General features: G+C 56.7%; 15 protein-coding genes. 2 read left to right on the top strand and 13 right to left on the bottom strand.

All coding sequences use genetic code 11. The features are described 5' to 3' along the window. From AC2FI8_RS08930 to AC2FI8_RS08880, 11 genes are all read right to left on the bottom strand, one after another. The gene (locus AC2FI8_RS08930; RefSeq protein ID WP_496768737.1) at positions 1 to 1,299 is read right to left on the bottom strand and encodes a hypothetical protein; all 1,299 of its coding nucleotides are present in this window, start codon (positions 1,297 to 1,299) and stop codon (positions 1 to 3) included. A 162-nt stretch (positions 1,300 to 1,461) separates the two neighbouring features. Next, positions 1,462 to 2,019, bottom strand: a complete 558-nt coding sequence (comE, locus tag AC2FI8_RS08925) for a sulfopyruvate decarboxylase subunit beta (RefSeq protein WP_496778583.1) — start codon at positions 2,017 to 2,019, stop codon at positions 1,462 to 1,464. Further along, complete coding sequence (locus tag AC2FI8_RS08920) at positions 2,016 to 2,522, bottom strand: sulfopyruvate decarboxylase subunit alpha (protein WP_496768738.1); 507 nt, start codon at positions 2,520 to 2,522, stop codon at positions 2,016 to 2,018. Before AC2FI8_RS08920 ends, comE begins: the two co-directional genes overlap by 4 nt. 48 nt (positions 2,523 to 2,570) lie before the next feature. Beyond that, positions 2,571 to 2,981, bottom strand: a complete 411-nt coding sequence (locus tag AC2FI8_RS08915) for a universal stress protein (RefSeq protein WP_496778581.1) — start codon at positions 2,979 to 2,981, stop codon at positions 2,571 to 2,573. Positions 2,982 to 3,004: 23 nt separating this feature from the next. Then, positions 3,005 to 3,985 (bottom strand): alcohol dehydrogenase catalytic domain-containing protein, encoded by a 981-nt coding sequence (locus AC2FI8_RS08910; RefSeq protein WP_496778579.1) that lies wholly within the window; start codon positions 3,983 to 3,985, stop codon positions 3,005 to 3,007. Continuing rightward, on the bottom strand, positions 3,982 to 4,743 hold the full coding sequence (locus AC2FI8_RS08905) for an SDR family NAD(P)-dependent oxidoreductase (protein WP_496778577.1): 762 nt from the start codon (positions 4,741 to 4,743) through the stop codon (positions 3,982 to 3,984). Before AC2FI8_RS08905 ends, AC2FI8_RS08910 begins: the two co-directional genes overlap by 4 nt. Next, positions 4,736 to 6,043 (bottom strand): histidinol dehydrogenase, encoded by a 1,308-nt coding sequence (hisD, locus tag AC2FI8_RS08900; RefSeq protein ID WP_496778575.1) that lies wholly within the window; start codon positions 6,041 to 6,043, stop codon positions 4,736 to 4,738. The genes AC2FI8_RS08905 and hisD overlap by 8 nt, the downstream gene beginning before the upstream one ends. Before the next feature lie 12 nt (positions 6,044 to 6,055). After that, a complete protein-coding gene (locus AC2FI8_RS08895; protein WP_058275421.1) occupies positions 6,056 to 7,384 on the bottom strand; it encodes a TRAP transporter large permease in 1,329 nt (442 codons plus the stop codon). A gap of 11 nt (positions 7,385 to 7,395) precedes the next feature. Beyond that, positions 7,396 to 7,908: a TRAP transporter small permease gene (locus AC2FI8_RS08890; RefSeq protein ID WP_496725514.1), complete on the bottom strand. Its 513-nt coding sequence runs from the start codon at positions 7,906 to 7,908 to the stop codon at positions 7,396 to 7,398. A gap of 110 nt (positions 7,909 to 8,018) precedes the next feature. Beyond that, entirely contained in the window at positions 8,019 to 9,164 is a 1,146-nt protein-coding gene (locus tag AC2FI8_RS08885; RefSeq protein WP_496768743.1) for a TRAP transporter substrate-binding protein, read from the bottom strand. 24 nt (positions 9,165 to 9,188) lie between these two features. Beyond that, entirely contained in the window at positions 9,189 to 9,374 is a 186-nt protein-coding gene (locus AC2FI8_RS08880; RefSeq protein ID WP_113789729.1) for a hypothetical protein, read from the bottom strand. A gap of 139 nt (positions 9,375 to 9,513) precedes the next feature. On the opposite strand from AC2FI8_RS08880, the gene AC2FI8_RS08875 reads away from it, so the two are divergent. Continuing rightward, complete coding sequence (locus AC2FI8_RS08875) at positions 9,514 to 10,539, top strand: LacI family DNA-binding transcriptional regulator (RefSeq protein WP_496778573.1); 1,026 nt, start codon at positions 9,514 to 9,516, stop codon at positions 10,537 to 10,539. On the opposite strand, the gene AC2FI8_RS08870 is transcribed toward AC2FI8_RS08875, so the two are convergent. Both AC2FI8_RS08870 and AC2FI8_RS08865 read right to left on the bottom strand, forming a co-directional pair. Continuing rightward, positions 10,536 to 11,507, bottom strand: coding sequence for a LysR family transcriptional regulator (locus AC2FI8_RS08870; RefSeq protein WP_496707022.1), 972 nt, complete (start codon positions 11,505 to 11,507; stop codon positions 10,536 to 10,538). The two genes, AC2FI8_RS08875 and AC2FI8_RS08870, sit on opposite strands and share 4 nt — an antisense overlap. Positions 11,508 to 11,584: 77 nt before the next feature. Next, positions 11,585 to 14,020, bottom strand: coding sequence for a GcvT family protein (locus AC2FI8_RS08865; RefSeq protein ID WP_496778571.1), 2,436 nt, complete (start codon positions 14,018 to 14,020; stop codon positions 11,585 to 11,587). A gap of 185 nt (positions 14,021 to 14,205) precedes the next feature. Here AC2FI8_RS08865 and AC2FI8_RS08860 point away from each other — a divergent pair, with 185 nt between their 5' ends. After that, positions 14,206 to 15,726 (top strand): trimethylamine methyltransferase family protein, encoded by a 1,521-nt coding sequence (locus AC2FI8_RS08860; RefSeq protein ID WP_496778569.1) that lies wholly within the window; start codon positions 14,206 to 14,208, stop codon positions 15,724 to 15,726. Positions 15,727 to 15,772 lie beyond the last annotated feature (46 nt).

Below are 15,772 nucleotides of genomic sequence, written 5' to 3'. Positions count from 1 at the left end.
TTAGTGGTGGTGCACAAAACCCGAACCGAACAGCCCTTCAACGTTGTCCACGCCTTTGTTGTAGCGCTCCTTGAAATTGACCTCGGCGATACGTTCGCCGGTCTCAAGATCATGGATCGTGATCGTGTGTGCGTTCAGGTCGGCAATAAAATCCACATCCGTTGGGTCGTCATCAGCGGCGTTGCCCAGATTGAGCAGGTTATTTTGAACGGCGATCAGGTCTCGGCCCGAAGCGGACGTGAAAAAGATCATGTGATGTGCACCCGGATCAGCAACTATGTCCGGCCCGCTGGACACAAGCTCGGGCAGTGCGGCCATTTCATAGCGCTTCACAACACCCGGTAATCCATGAGAGATGAACAGTTCATCTTCAGTGCCATAGAACTCGAGCGGAACAGCGGTTTCATTGGCCACGCCACTATATATGACTTCGGCTTCACCAAAGGTTTTGGAACCGGCGTCATAGGGGATTTTCCAGGTCTCGAACCCGAACATCGTGTTGGCCAGAATGGCCGGTTCAATGTCAGCGTGCATGTCAGGCCGCGCGAACAGCACCTCGACCGGTGAAGACGGAAAATTCAACGGCTTTTCGTTTTCCACAACGATGTTCTGAATGGGTTCAAGCGTGTTGAGGTCTATGATCGTCAACACATTTCCAACGCCAGTCGTCATATCGGGATGTATCGTCGAGGTGACCACCATGCGGTCGTCGAACGCAGATATCCCGTGTGGGTACATGATATATGGCTCACCTTCGCCGACTTGGCTTTTGCGTGCTTCGATAATTTTGACCACCTCATTTGTCTGAGTGTCGAAAACACCGACCGAGCCGCCATCATCGCCCCCAGTGCCACCCATGAAGGTTACGAACATATACTCCTGCCCGTTCGACGTGGCCCACATAATGTCCTCGCCAACGATCTGCCCTTGGGTATCCAGACAGGTAAAGCCTTCGATCACAGGCGTTCCGCTGGAATCGCGGGACAGCCCGATCTCGGCCAGGCTGCAGGACGGGTCCAACCCGGTCGAATAGAGACGCCCGTTCGGGCTGTAGTAGAGGTGATGCAATGGATGCTGAATATCCGGCTGTTCAACTTCGCTCAGTAGCTCTCCGAACTGGTCGGATTCCGGATCCAGCTCAACAATCGCGATGCTGTGATTTGTATCCAACGTCGGCAAACCGCGCAGCAGAACCATGCCCTGACTTTCCTCGCGGGTCTGAGACTGCGCCGGCGTTAGGCCAACCATCAACAGCCCCGCACCGAAAAGTACGCTTTGCGCAAGCAATTTGAATTTCATAATTTCCCCCCTTGCGATGAAACTTCTAAAAATGTTTTTGAAATTCACTTTACGTAGCGTCATATCACATTCAGGAAACTGCATCAAATTGGGGTGCAATCGACCAAAGAAACGCCGCCCCGAACGGGACGGCGCAAGCTGAATACCTGCAGGTCGACTTCTTTATGACGCTTGGACGGCCTTCATAAAGCGGTCGCGGATCACAACTGGGTCCATCGTGATTACCGGCATCTTGGCATTGCCGCTTTCGCACTTGCTGACGATGATTGTCATTTGGGCGCTGTCGAGCGCTGCCTGCAATGCGGCTCCAGTGTCTTCAGCCTGGCACTCGACCACATTCTCGCAGCCACATGCCTGCGCCACGGCTGCCAGCGACGTCTTCTTACCTGCATAAGTCGGCTGATCCCCGGTCGACCCATAAGATCCGTTATCGACGATCAGCAGAATGTAGTTGTCAGCCACGTTATTGGCGATGGTCGGCAAGGTTCCGAGGTTGGTCAGGATAGACCCGTCGCCATCGATTACGATGACCGGCTTTGGTTGCGACAAGGCCAGACCCAGACCAATACTTGAGGCCAGACCCATAGTGCCCAGCATGTAGAAATTGGTAGGTTGGTCGTCGATTGCATGCATCTCCTGACTGGGGATGCCGATGTTGCAGACAACCAATTGATCCCGCAGGATTGGTGCAATTTCTTTCAGGATTTCAGAACGGATCATTGGTCGCCATAGCCTCCCCAGAAATTGGCGTCGGTCAGGATCGCAACCGGCTTGTTGCACATAAAGGTGTATTTCAGGATCGCATCCAGCTCCTCGACATCCGATTGATGATGGAAGTGGTAGGTCGGGATGTTCATCTGTGCCAGAAGCGCCTTGGTATGCACTGCCATTTCGACTTGGCAGGCGACGGGTTCGCGCAGCTCTCCACGATATGAGATCAGCATGGGCAAAGGCATCCGGTAATACTGGATCAGCGTCGCCAACGTGTTGATGGTTACGCCGATGGCAGTGTTCTGCATGATTATCGCGGGGCGTTTGCCACCCATCCAGGCACCGGCACACAGGCCCATGCCTTCATCCTCTTTGTTCGATGGGATATGATAGATGCCGTCACGCGCGTCGATTTCGTCGATGACTCCGGCCAATTGCTTGCATGGAACCGTGGTGACGAATGAGATGTCGTTGGCCACCAAATCGTCGGTGATCTTTTTGTCTATGTTCATGTCCGATATGTTAGTCCTGTATGGGGCGCAGTTAGCGCGATTGACGGGTTACAGCCCGCGGTGCACGTGCACGGCGCAAGACGCATGACGGACGACGCGTGAGGCGGTCGATCCCAGAAAATAATCGCTGACACCCGGTTCATGCGAACCGATGACGATGCAGTCAAATTTGTTTTGTGTCGCAAAGTCGATCACCGTGCGGGCCGTGTGACCTTTGACAATCTCGGCCTGAACGCCCTCAAGCCCCGAAACTTTTTCCCGCAACAAGGTGCGTGCCGCGCGAAAGCCTTCGGCGACGACATCCTTGTCGAGATAGGCACTGACAGAACCCTGAGGCATCTCGTAGACATGCAGGGCCACAATCTCGGCCCTTTCAGCCGATAAGGCCTTGGCGATTTCCAAAGTGTGCGGTGAAATCCCATGATCCAACGCCATTGGGACGAGAATTTTTTTGTACATGAATACCTCCGTTTCTGCCTGGACTAGATCCAGGGTGCGAGGATGATTTTGGGTGCGGCCACGGCACCTTTCCGCAAATCGCGAAAGGCGTCGGCAGCTTCAGACAAGGTCCGTTCCTCTATCCAGTCCAACGAACCCAAACGGCCATTGAATATCGCCTGCGCGGTCTTTCGGAAATCATCGGCAGTATAAGTATAGGTGCCGATAAACGTGATCTCCTGCAACGTCATACGACGTATATCCAAACCGCCCGTATCCTCACCCAACCCAACATGCACGATAACGCCGCCCGGTTGAACCTTTTCGGAAGCGGCCGCGCGGGTTGCAGAATACCCCACTGCGTCAACAACCAATGAGAACGTATCATCCGTGGCTTCGACCACATTAAAAGAGTTCAAACTTTGCAGATAGGCGCGCCGCACGTCATTCGGCTCAACGATGACAACATCATCGAAGTCAGCTGCCGCCAGTGCCAAAGCTGCGGCCACACCAATCGCGCCGCCGCCTATCACCAACGCATCACGCGCCATTCCCTGATGCAGCGCCTCAAGCCCCAACCGAACCGCGTGCCAGCTAACGGCCAATGGCTCTGCCAGGGCGGCCTGCTGAAAGGATACGTGGTCCGGCACCTCAACCAGATTTGCATCCGGCATTGCAATATATTGAGCAAAAGCCCCTTCACGCGGTGGCATCGAGATGATCTGCCGGCTGGGACACAGGTTTTCCCGCCCAGACTCACACGCCGGGCAGACACCGCAGTTGACCAAAGGATTGATCGTTACGCGCGTACCGTCGCGTGGACCTCCAACAATCGTCCCTGCGGCCTCGTGGCCCAGAATAAGTGGTGCAGGTCGGCGTGCGTCGTGACCCAAATAGGCGTGCATATCCGAGCCGCAAATCCCGACAGCCTCGACCCGGATCAGTTGCTCACCTATGTCGGGCGCTGCATCTGGTACGTCCTCATAGGTCAAATGCTCAACACCCTGATAAACAAGCGCTTTCATTTCGCGGTAAACCCTCCATCGACCATCAAAACTTGCCCTGTGACGTAGTCGGATGCCCGTGAGCACAAGAACAGGATCGGCCCATCGATATCCTCCATCTGCCCGTTTCGGTTCATGCAGGTTTGCGCCGCGTTACGGGTTGCCCGGTCGGGGTCATCGAACACAGCCTGCGTCAGTTCGGTCGGGAAAAACCCTGGCCCGATGGCGTTTGCAGTGATGCCGTCAGCGGACCAAGCCTCGGCCATGGCCCGCGTCAGTTGCCCGACCCCGGCCTTGCTGGCCCCATAAGCAATACCGCCCGGAAAAGCACGCATGGTCTGAAGCGAGGCGAAATTCACGATCCGCCCCCACCCCCGGGCTTTCATCGCAGGAACCATTGCCTGGCTTAGGAAGAACGGCGCGCTCAGGTTCAGCTCAAGCGTCTTGTCCCAGCCTTCGGTGGTCACGTCATCTGCCACTTCGCGCGTGTTGATACCCGCCGCATGCACGATGATGTCCGGCGCGCCAAAACTGGCTGCGACTTCCTCGGCGAGCGATGCCACGCGCGACCGATCGGCCACGTCGGCAACAACTGTGGCCACGCTGTCGCCCCCTTCAGCTTGCAATTCTGCCAATGCTTCCGGTCGACGGGCGACGCCGACGACGCACGCACCCGCTGAGGCCAACACAAGCGCTGCACGACGCCCAAGGCCCGAGCTTGCGCCGGTCACGCAAGCGACACGCCCGGTCAGATCAAACAACGCGCGCGGATCATTCATCGGCAGTCAGGTTGAACTGTTCGTCAGGGAAGTATTTGGCAAGGCGCACGTCCGCAGCCCGCGCATGCCCTTCCATACCCTCCAACCGGGAAATGCGAGCGGTCGCCTCGGCAATGGATTTCGAGCCTTCGCGTGTAGCGCGCTGCCATGTGACGATCTTCATGTACTTATGGACGCTCAAGCCACCGGTATAGCTGGCCGCGCCGGATGTCGGCAGAACGTGGTTCGTACCGGTCGCCTTGTCACCGTAGGACACTGTGGTTTCTTCACCCAGAAACAGCGATCCATAGCAGGTCAGCCGACCCAGCCACCAATCCAGATCCTCGGCCTGAACGGTCAGGTGTTCGGGCGCATAATCGTCCGAACAGGCCGCCATTTCTTCACGATCTGAACAGACGATGACCTCGGCATAGTCGCGCCACGCAGCAAAGGCGTTTTCCCGGTTGAGTTCAGGCAGATCCTCGATCAGCGCTGGCACCAGCTCCATGACTTTTTGCGCAAGGTCCCGGTCATCCGTCACCAGCCAAACCGGAGAGTTATAGCCGTGTTCCGCCTGGCTCACCAAGTCGGTGGCCACCACTTGCGCATCTGCGGAACCGTCCGCAAGGATCAGGCTGTCCGTCGGCCCGGCAATCATGTCGATGCCAACTTTGCCATAAAGAATGCGCTTTGCCTCGGCCACAAACTGATTGCCTGGACCCACAAGAATATTGGCGCGCGGCAGGCCAAACAAACCGTAGGTCATCGCGGCCACGCCCTGAACGCCACCCATGGCCAGAATGCTGTCTGCACCGCAGATATGCGCCGCATAGACAATCGCAGGCGCCACGCCTTCACCCGGGCGCGGCGGCGAACAGGCTGTAATGTGGCGGCACCCAGCAACCTTGGCGGTGGTGACCGTCATGATCGCGCTGGCAATATGGCTATAGCGCCCGCCGGGCACATAGCAGCCAGCCGCGTCCACAGGGATGGCCTTTTGGCCAGCGATAAAGCCCGGGACAATTTCCATCTCAACGTCAGACACCGTGGACTTCTGCGTTTCGGCGAATCGGCGAACATTGTCGTGAGCAAACCGAATATCCGCCTTGAGCCTTTCGGGGACAAGCGCGCAGGCGGCCTCGATCTCTTCGGCAGTCATCAAAACGTTGCCGTCAAACTTGTCGAATTTGACCGCATATTCCAGCGCTTTGGCATCCCCGCCAGCCTCAATGTCGGCAAGGATTGTCTTCACGGTGTCATGCACTTCCGTGGCATGAGATTGAGCCGTCAGGGTCGCCTTTTTCAGATAGTCGCGAGGCATATTCAGTAGGTCCTATTGGTAGATTTCAGGAAGCAAGGTGGTCGAAACCGCCGGAACGTAAGCAATCAGAAGAACTACGATCAGCATTGTTAATACGAATGGTATAGCACGGGCCGCAATCTTCAGAATGGACTCACCCGTAATGCCAGATACGACGAACAGGTTCAGGCCAAGCGGTGGCGTGATAAACCCGACACCCAGCGCGGTAATCATCATGATGCAGAACTGAATTTCGTTCATTCCGATGTTATCGGCCAACGGTTTAAGGATCGGGGCGAGTATCACGATGTTGGGGGTCGTTTCCATAACGCAGCCCGCAGCAATCAGGATACCGATCATCAGCAGGATCAGCAGGTACGGATCGTCGGTCAGCGAAGTGATCGAGGCGACGAACCCTTGCGGCACGCCCATGATCGCCAGCGCCTCGGCCAAGGGGGCTGAAAAGGCAATGATCGGCAGGATCACCCCGTTCACCTTGGCTGAGCTGACCAACATCGACGGAAAGTCGGCCAGTGTCAGGGTGCGCATGATGAAACCCATGATGATGGTGACAACCACGGCGGTAGCGCCCGCCTCGGTTGGGGTCAGGCGACCCGAGAAGATGCCATAGAAGATAATCCCGGGCACAATAAAGGCGTACCAGCCGGATTTCAGGGCCTTGCCCAAATTGGCCAGCCACTCGCCCATCGTCATCAAGCCGCCACCCTCATAAGCGTAAAGACGGTTCATGATGATGTTGGTGATCAGGATCGAAACCAGAATGGCCAGACCGGGAATCAGGGCAGCCAGGAACAGGGTCGACGCGGAAATCCCCAGCACCAGACCGATGATGATGTAGGCAATCGACGGTGGGATCAGGATGCCGGTACAGGCCCCGGCCGCGACCAAGGCGCAGGCGTAGGGGCGCGGATATCCACTTTCGACCAGCCGGTTGATGGTCATGCGACCGACAGCGGCCGCGCCAGCGGCATCCGAACCCGAAATGGCGGCGAACATGCCGCAAACCAGAACGGTGGCCGAGCCAAACCCGCCTTTGGCGAAGCAAGTCAGCGCCTCAGCCACATCCAGAAATTTACGTGACAAACCTGTACGGACCAGCACGTCACCTGTCAGGATAAACAGCGGCACGGCGGTCAGGGCAAAGGCGTCGATCCCGGTAAACAGGCTCTCGCCCACCAGACTCAGCGGTAGATCGCCCGACATGACTAACATTACGATCGCGGCAGAACCAATCGCTGCCCAAACCGGAACAGCCATGGCGATCAGAACAACGAACAGAATGACGGGCAGGTAGAAATCCCAGCCCAGTTCTACGGTTTGATTGAGAGTATTCCAGAGCATCTCAAATCCCCTCAGTCAAACAGCTTGTCACCTTCGAAGACGGGCGTGCCGTCGCGAAGGGATTTGAAGTCACGCATAAACGATTGGATCAGGCGCCAGATCATCAGCGCGAATCCGGTCGGCACTGCCATCAGGAACCAGACCTTCGACACCCGGAGGCCGTCAGTCACTGATCCAAACTTGGCCGAGACGTGAACCGCCTCGTACGACCAGTAAAGCGCGATCACAGCGACTGCGAACATCACCAGATCGCCGAAGATGTACAGTAGGGCCTTGGGACGCGGCCCGAGGTAGTGCATGACGACATCAATCCGGATATGCGCCCGCTCTTTGACCGCCGCCGCAGCGCCGATCCAGGCCAAATAGATGAAGGAATACCGGACGATTTCTTCCCCCCAGATCGAGGAATAGGCGAATATCTCGCGTCGCAGAACCTCGATGGCCATGGTGATGACCAGCATCACGTAGAACACCAGCAGCAGCCAGCGCTCGGCGTTGCGATCTATGTTTTGGAGTAAGGTCATCGGTTCCCTCGGCGACAGAACAGTCAGGCGCGGCCTTCTGTTTTGGGCCCTTTCAGGCCTGACTGCTGTTGAGTGATTGCGGACGCCAAAAAGACGTCCGCCGGTTTAGGTCATGCGTCGTGGACGTAGTATTTTCCTTGTGTCCCGGCCGCCTCGACCAGTTTCTCAAAGGCGTCCATCGACCCGGCCAGCTCTGTCTTGAACGGATCCCAATCGGCGTTTTGGTAGCCCCCAACGCTTTCCCACTCGGCCAGTTGATCCACGTTAAGCGAATGGAACTCCACTCCGGCCTTGTTCAGTTCGGCCATGGCAAAGGCACGGGCCGAGGGAACTTTGGAAAGGTTCTGATGACTGGTCATTTCCGAACCCCACATGATGCCTTCCTGAACGTCCGGCGGCATCGAATTGAACCATTCGAGGTTACACGAATAAACCTGGCTGTCCGGAACGGCCTGCGTAAAGGTCACGTGGCTGAGGATGTCCTTGAAGCCAAACACATACAGCGCTCCGACCGATGGATCGAGCGCATCCGCGACACCCTGTTTGATCGCCGAGGGGGTTTCACCCCAAGCAACAGGTGTCGGGTTTGCACCGACCATGCGGTAGTACTGCTGCAGCATTTTCGAGCCGGGTACGCGGAACTTCACGCCGCTCATGTCACCCGGCGTGATGATTGCATTACCGCCCTGACGCACGGCAACAACGCGCGGGTCGATCACCACATAGAACAGGGCCTTGAAGCCAGCGGCCTCGACTTTCGGGTGAACTTCGTTCTGCCATGTGTCGGAATGCACAAGGTTGGTGAACCGTTGGTTCGAACCGCACAGATACGGCATGTTGATAAGATCAACGGTCGATGCGAAAGGTGCGAAGTTGGACAGCGAATGCTGCGCCGCCTGAATGGTTCCGCCCTGCACTTTCTGCACCAATGCACCACCGGCACCCAGCTGACCACCAGGCGCAAGCTTGACGTACACCTTGCCGTTCGTCGCGTTCTGGATGTTTTCTTTCAGATCAAGCTGCATGATAGGATAGCTGCGTGACGCGCCCAGTACATATGCGGTCGCGACCGTCATGACATGGTCCGCTGCCTTTTCACGCTCACTTTCTTCTTTGGCTGTCTGCGCCACAGCCTCGGACGACCAAAGGACGCCGCCTGCACCTGCGACCAGCGCTGCAGTGAATGACCCACTGGCGCTCAGCTTTAGGAAATTACGGCGTTCGACGGACGCCAGTTCATTTCTGTCGTTTTTCATTTAGTGCCCTCCCAAGCAAAAAATTCAGCCACCCTTTTTTGCATCGCGGACAGCTTCCCTTTTTAGAATTGCGACAACGAACAGGATCGATGCCGCGAACAGAACCAACATCTCTCCGACGTCACCAAGAAAGGCGCTGTTTGCAAAAGCCCCCAGCGCCACGTTCGCAAAATAGATGGCAAACACGAGTGCGGACGCAGCAAGAAACATCTCTTGGACTCCCTTTTCAGATTCGGCCCAACGCCATTTGTAAGCGCTTACATTCAAAATGCAAGCGCTTACATATCCACTTCCCTCTGGCGGCAGTTGAGTTTAGAGTTATTGGCAAAAGCAAATTGTGAGTTTGGAAATGGAGAAACCTCGGTCGGCGCCGACACTGGATGATGTGGCAAAAATGGCCGACGTTTCGACGGCTACTGTGTCGCGTTGCCTCAACAGCCCGGACCGAGTGGTCGAAGCGACCCGCAAACGCGTCCTTTCGGCAGTTGATGCGCTGGGGTACACGCCAAACTTTGCGGCGCGCGTAATGGCCGCCAAGCGGTCGTTCACCATCGGGGCGATCATACCGACCATGGAAAACGCGATCTTCGCGCGTGGACTTCAATCCTTTCAGGAAGAGTTGCACCAGCGCGGTTATACGCTGCTGGTCTCAAGTTCAGCTTACAAACCTGAAATCGAAGAAGAGCAAATCAGGACCCTGATTGCACGAGGGGCCGACGGGCTGCTGCTGATCGGACATGACCGCGATCCCAAGATCTACGACTTTCTGAGCCAGCGGAAAATTCCGGCATTGATCGCATGGTCCTATTTGCCGGACTCCAAGTTGCCTTCCGTCGGATTTGACAATCGCGCGGCCATGTTCGACCTCGCCAGCCATGTTATTGAAATGGGGCATACACAGATCGGCGTGATCTCGGGTCTCGTAGACGGGAATGATCGCGCCCGGCTCAGGGTTCAGGGCATCCGGGATGCGATATCTGATAGCGGGCTCGCGGCCAACAATCTGACTCTTGTCGAAACATCCTATGAGATCGAAAACGGTGCCAAAGCCTTCCGCGACCTGATGAACGCTGACCCGCCGCCGACTGCAATCTTGTGTGGAAACGATGTGTTGGCCGCAGGTGCCTTGCGACAGGCCCAAGAGATGGGGTTGGACGTACCTGGCGATGTATCGATCACGGGTTTTGACGATATCGAACTGGCCAGAATTGTTTCCCCGGCCCTGACGACCGTGCATGTGCCACATCGTGAAATGGGGCGCAAAGCGGCCCTGCAACTGGTGGAGATGGTCGAGAACCAAACCGCCGGGACTGGCGAACAACTGGCGACGAGAATTGTAAATCGACCGTCGCTTGGTAAGCCTGCGCCGGGCTAAGCCGCCTCCCCCTCCATCGTGCGGAAGTCGTTTTTTAGCCAAGGATGCTTGGCGCACATTGGGCGCGTGAAATGTTGCCGGATCAGTTTCACCATAACTTTCTGGATCAGTTCCGAGGTCGTCACGGGATACACTTCGGTCGTGAACAGCGACACGGTTCGCACGAAGTTTCTACCGGGAAACGGCATGGCTTTGACACTGTTATGGAACCGCTGGGTCCGATGAAAACAGGCGGCCGTCGTGATCGCCCAACCGCTACCCTGGGCCACCAAACCGATGATCGACTGGTTGCATTCCAGTTCGAACCTGTTCGGCAAGCTGAACTTGCTACGCGCCAGCTGGATCTCGATTTGCTTCCCGATCACGTAGTCCCGAGAATATCGCAACAGGGGTAGATCCGCGTCCGGGTGAAACAACTCTTCGGGCGACCCTTCAAAACTGTTGGGAAGCACGACCAAAAACGGGTCGCGCATCAACGGGTACTCGATCAACCCTTCGGTACGTCCCGGTGGTCGGGTGGCAACACCCACATCCAATTTATGTTCCTGTAGCTTGGAGAGGATTTCGTGGCTGGGACGCGTATAGTGACGAAAATTGCAACGCGGCAATGCCTGCGCCAGAAACCGGACCATATCAGGCGCGATCTGGTTGTCGAAATCGTCAATAAGGGCCAATCGCAGGTCGGTCGCATGTTGCCAATTGCCCGTTCGGATTTCGGCCTCGCCGCGTTTCAGAACAGTCAAACCGTCGCGGACATATCGCGCAAAGACTTCGCCCGCGGGCGTCAGGCCCATGGGTCTGCGCCCATGATCGACCAGCTCGATACCAAGCGTGTTTTCCAAGCTGCGCAGGTGGTTCGAGACCGTGCTGATCGACAAACCCGTTTCGGACGCGACCTGTTGGATCGATCCGGATTTGGCGATCAATTGGAAGATTTCCAACCATCTCAGGCTCAGCGATTTGGACATGGGTGCCAATCATTGTTTCGATTTGCTCGAAACTAGCCAAGCAAAGATTTACTCTTGCGGCAATGCCAAAGTTCCAGTTACGCCTTCATCCGGTCAAAGCCCGGGTCATATGGGCACGACGGAATGACCGTTGCGCGCACACGCTGACCGCAACTGTCCAGATCCATTTCACATCCGATATCCGCGTAGGCGGGATCGACAAATGCATGCGCCAGATTCAACTCGGTGCGGTGCCCCCATTCGCCCGATGTGACGGTTCCAACCACCTTATCCCCCTGCATCAATGACGCTCCAGGATGTGCAGGACCGAAGGTTGAGGAAACCTGAAGCACGACAAACTTCTTGCGAAGCTTCTCCAATTGCCGATTTAACAAAGCGTTCCGCCCGACAAAATCTCCCTTATTCATTCGGACGAACCTGTCCAATCCTGTTTCATAGGGATCGAACTCGGTGATCAGGTCTGCTTTCCAATGAAGAAAGCTCTTCTCCATCCGCATCGATTCAACCGCCCGTGCCCCGAACACCTTCAACCCGTGCGCCTCACCTGCTTGCCGTAACGCCAGATAGGCCGCGTAGAGCGAGGCGTTGGGCACGTGGATTTCATAGGCCAATTCACCCGAAAAGCTGAGGTTCATGACCGTAGCCGGAGCGATGCCAACGAAGCACTCGCGCACATTGAGCCACGGGAAAGCCTCAGCCGACCAATCCCCTCGGGCGCAGGCCGACAAGACGTTTCGCGCCTTCGGGCCAGCGAGCACCAATATGGTTTGGTCATTTGTCAAACTGCGCAGATGAACGTCTTCATCGCGTCGCATGTGCTGGCGTAGCCAATCCATGTCATGAAATTCGCTTGCTGCGGCTGAGCCATACCAGACGCGCGCCTCCCCCCTATCGCTGGCTGGTAGATTGGCGATCGTAGCCTCGGCTTTGATCATACCATGATGGTTCAGCAGGTACCCTAGCCCAACACGCACCTCGCACCGGGTCACAAGCCCGCAGAACATCCGGTCCAGAAAAGCATGCCGGTCATTTCCAGTGATTTCGATCCGATTGAACCCGTTCACCTCGGCCAGTCCAACACCCGATTGCACATTCCGAACCTCAGTGGCGATCACGTCAAATGTTTCGTCAAAACCGAAACTATGCGTCGGCGTGAATTCCGGCGAAGGTTTGATGTAATCCACCCTCTCCCACCCGTTGACCACTGTGAACTCGGCCCCCTCCGCCGCCAGCACCGGCGTCAGAGGTGTGGTTTTGGCCGGACGCCCTGCAGGGCGATGTTCATGCGGAAAGTGGAACCGAAATTCGTTCTGATAGTCCTCGATAGCCTTAAGCGCGGTCAATTCGACGTTTGCATGACCCGTGAACCGCCGGGGATCGAGGCACCACGTATCGTAACACGCCTCGCCGTGCACAATCTGTTGGGCCAGCAGCCACCCATGCCCACCGCCTTCGCCTAGCCCAGCGCGCAGACCGATGATACAAAACGCGTTGCGTTTGCCAGGGATCGGTCCCACCAGCGGAGCCCCGTCGATCGTGTAAGTAATCGGCCCATTGACCACCGTGTGAATACCAACCTCCATCAGCGCGGGCATCCGCGCGAATGCGCCTTCCAACACGTCCGTCACGCGGTCCAAATCATCGGGGCAAAGGGCATTCACAAAGTTCGGATCAATCCCGTCCATACCCCAGGTCTTGCAGTCCTGTTCGTAAAACCCGAGCAACAGGCCGTTCTTTTCTTGCCGGCAATAATAGTCACTGATCGGACAACGCAGCAGAGGCATCCGATGCCCCGCGTCGCGGATCGCCTGTATCTCTTCGGTCAGGAAGTACTGGTGCTCCATCGACGAAACAGGATGATGAACGCCCATCATGGCACCGACTTCGTTGACGCGATATCCGCAGGCGTTGACCACGATGTCGCAATCGATGTCGCCGTGCTCTGTCTGCACAGTCCAGGTGTCGTCGGCGTGCTGCACCAGACCCGTCACCGGCGTATTTCGATAAACTTCTGCGCCTGCCTTGCGTGCCCGGCGCGCCAAGGCCTGACACAACTGAGCAGGATCAATATCCCCGTCCAGCGGGTCCCACAGCCCGCCAATCAGGTTGTCGGTCGAAATCAAAGGGTGGCGGCGGGCACATTCGTCCGCGTCAATCACCTCGAAATGCACATCCATACCCCGTGCCATGGATGCAAAGTGGCGATAGCCCTGCATCTGGCCCTCGGTATTGGCCAGGCGTATTCCGCCATCCCCGTAGTGGTAGTTGATCGGATAATCCGGATCGTCGGCTAACTCCTTGTACAATTGGATCGAGTGCGTTTTCAGGCCCACCATCGTCTGGTTCATGCCAAAGTTCGTCACTTGCGCGGCCGAATGCCACGTCGTGCCCGAGGTCAATTCGTTCCGTTCGACCAGCACCACATCGGTCCACCCCTCTTGCGTCAAGTGATAAAGGGTCGAACATCCGGCGATGCCGCCGCCGATCACAACGACTTTGGTACGCGACTTCATTGGCTTTGCTCCGTAAGATTTCGTCCAAGTCTTGCGGAAGAAAAGGCTGGGGCGACAACTGCGCAAATGCGGGTGCAGGAAAATCGAAACTGCGATTTCGGATTCCGAAAAAGGCAATTCGCCTTTGATGCCGGGATGTTCCGCCCATTACGGTGCAGGAAAGTGAAAAAAAGGAATTGGACCGGATGTCATCAGAGGGTTCTAAACGCAGCGGCCGAAAAGCGCGGCATGCCCAGCGAGCAGCCAAACCGGTCGTAGACCCCTGCCCACCCGGCCAGAAGGGCGGCGCTTATAAACCTCTGAGCCAACGCGAGATCGAACAGATATACGATACAGCACTGCAACTGTTGGAACGTTTGGGCATGGGAAACGTGCCAGACAGATTAGCGGCAGACCTCAAAGCCGCAGGTGCGCAGGCGGGTCAGCAAGACCGGGTGCTGTTCCCGCGTGAAATGGTTCAGCGCGCAATCGATACAGCCCCCAAGAGTTTCGTGTTTCATGGCCGGGACGAAAACCGCTCGATCGAGGTTGGCGGCGACCGCGTGTATTTCGGCACGGGTGGCGCCGCCGTTCAAACGCTGGACATCGATAGCGGCCTTTATCGCCCCTCTACCTTGGCGGATTTGCACGACTTCACCCGATTGCAGGACACGCTGGCCAATGTCAGCTGGTTCACCCGATGCTGCGTGGCCACAGATGTACCTGATGTATTCGATCTGGACGTCAACACCGCCTATGCGCTGGTGCGCAATACGACCAAACCAGTGGCAACATCGTTTACTCTGGCCGAACATGTCGGCCCCATTGTCGAGTTGCTGGATATCGTCGCCGGAGGGCCGGGTGAATTCGCCAAACGCCCCTTTCTGAAAGCTCATGTCAGCCCAGTGATTTCGCCACTGCGGTATGGGGAGGATGCGGTTGATGTCGTCTATGAATGCGTCGCCCACAGCATTCCCATGTCGTGCATCACGGCCGCGCAGGCCGGTGCCACGGCCCCGGCGACTTTGGCCGGGTTTTTGGCGCAATCGCTGGCCGAGACATTGGCCAGCCTTGTCATGGTCTACGCTATCAGACCCGGATTTCCGATGGTGTTTTCCAATTGGCCTTTCATCGTAGACCTCAGGACCGGGTCTTTTGCCGGCGGCAGCGGAGAGACGGCTGTTTTGAACGCGGCCTCGGCGCAACTCACGAACTGGCTGGGCCTGCCCTCGGGCGTCGCCGCATCGATGACTGACGCAAAGGCCATCGACGCGCAATACGGCGTTGAAAAAGGCATGACGTCGCTTGCTGCGGCCTTGGCCGGGGGCAACTTAATCTATGAAAGCTCGGGCATGACCGCATCCTTATTAGGCGCAAGCTTCGAGGGGTTTGTGTTGGACAACGAAATGCACTCACACACTTATCGGGCGCTGCGCGGGATTGAGGTGAGCGAGGAAAACCTGGGTTTTGACGCCATCTGCCAATCGGTCCTGGGGGACGGGCATTTCTTGGGAAGTGAACAGACCTACGCAGCCATGGAGCGGGATTACTTTTACCCTGAACTCGCCGATCGACAGGAGCCCCGCACGTGGCAAAACGATGGTGCGAAAGACGCATGGTCATCTGCCCGGCATCACGCCAAAGAAGTTCTGGCCAGCCATCACCCAGAATATTTGAGCGCCGAACAGGATGCCGAAATCCGGAAACGTTTCCGCATTCTGATATAAAAACCACAGAGCATTCCCAACACTTCATTGGGCCGCTAGGGTCCAA

Source organism: Ruegeria sp. CDSB029, assembly GCF_059611125.1.
This window is presented reverse-complemented; position numbering and strand designations above follow the sequence as displayed.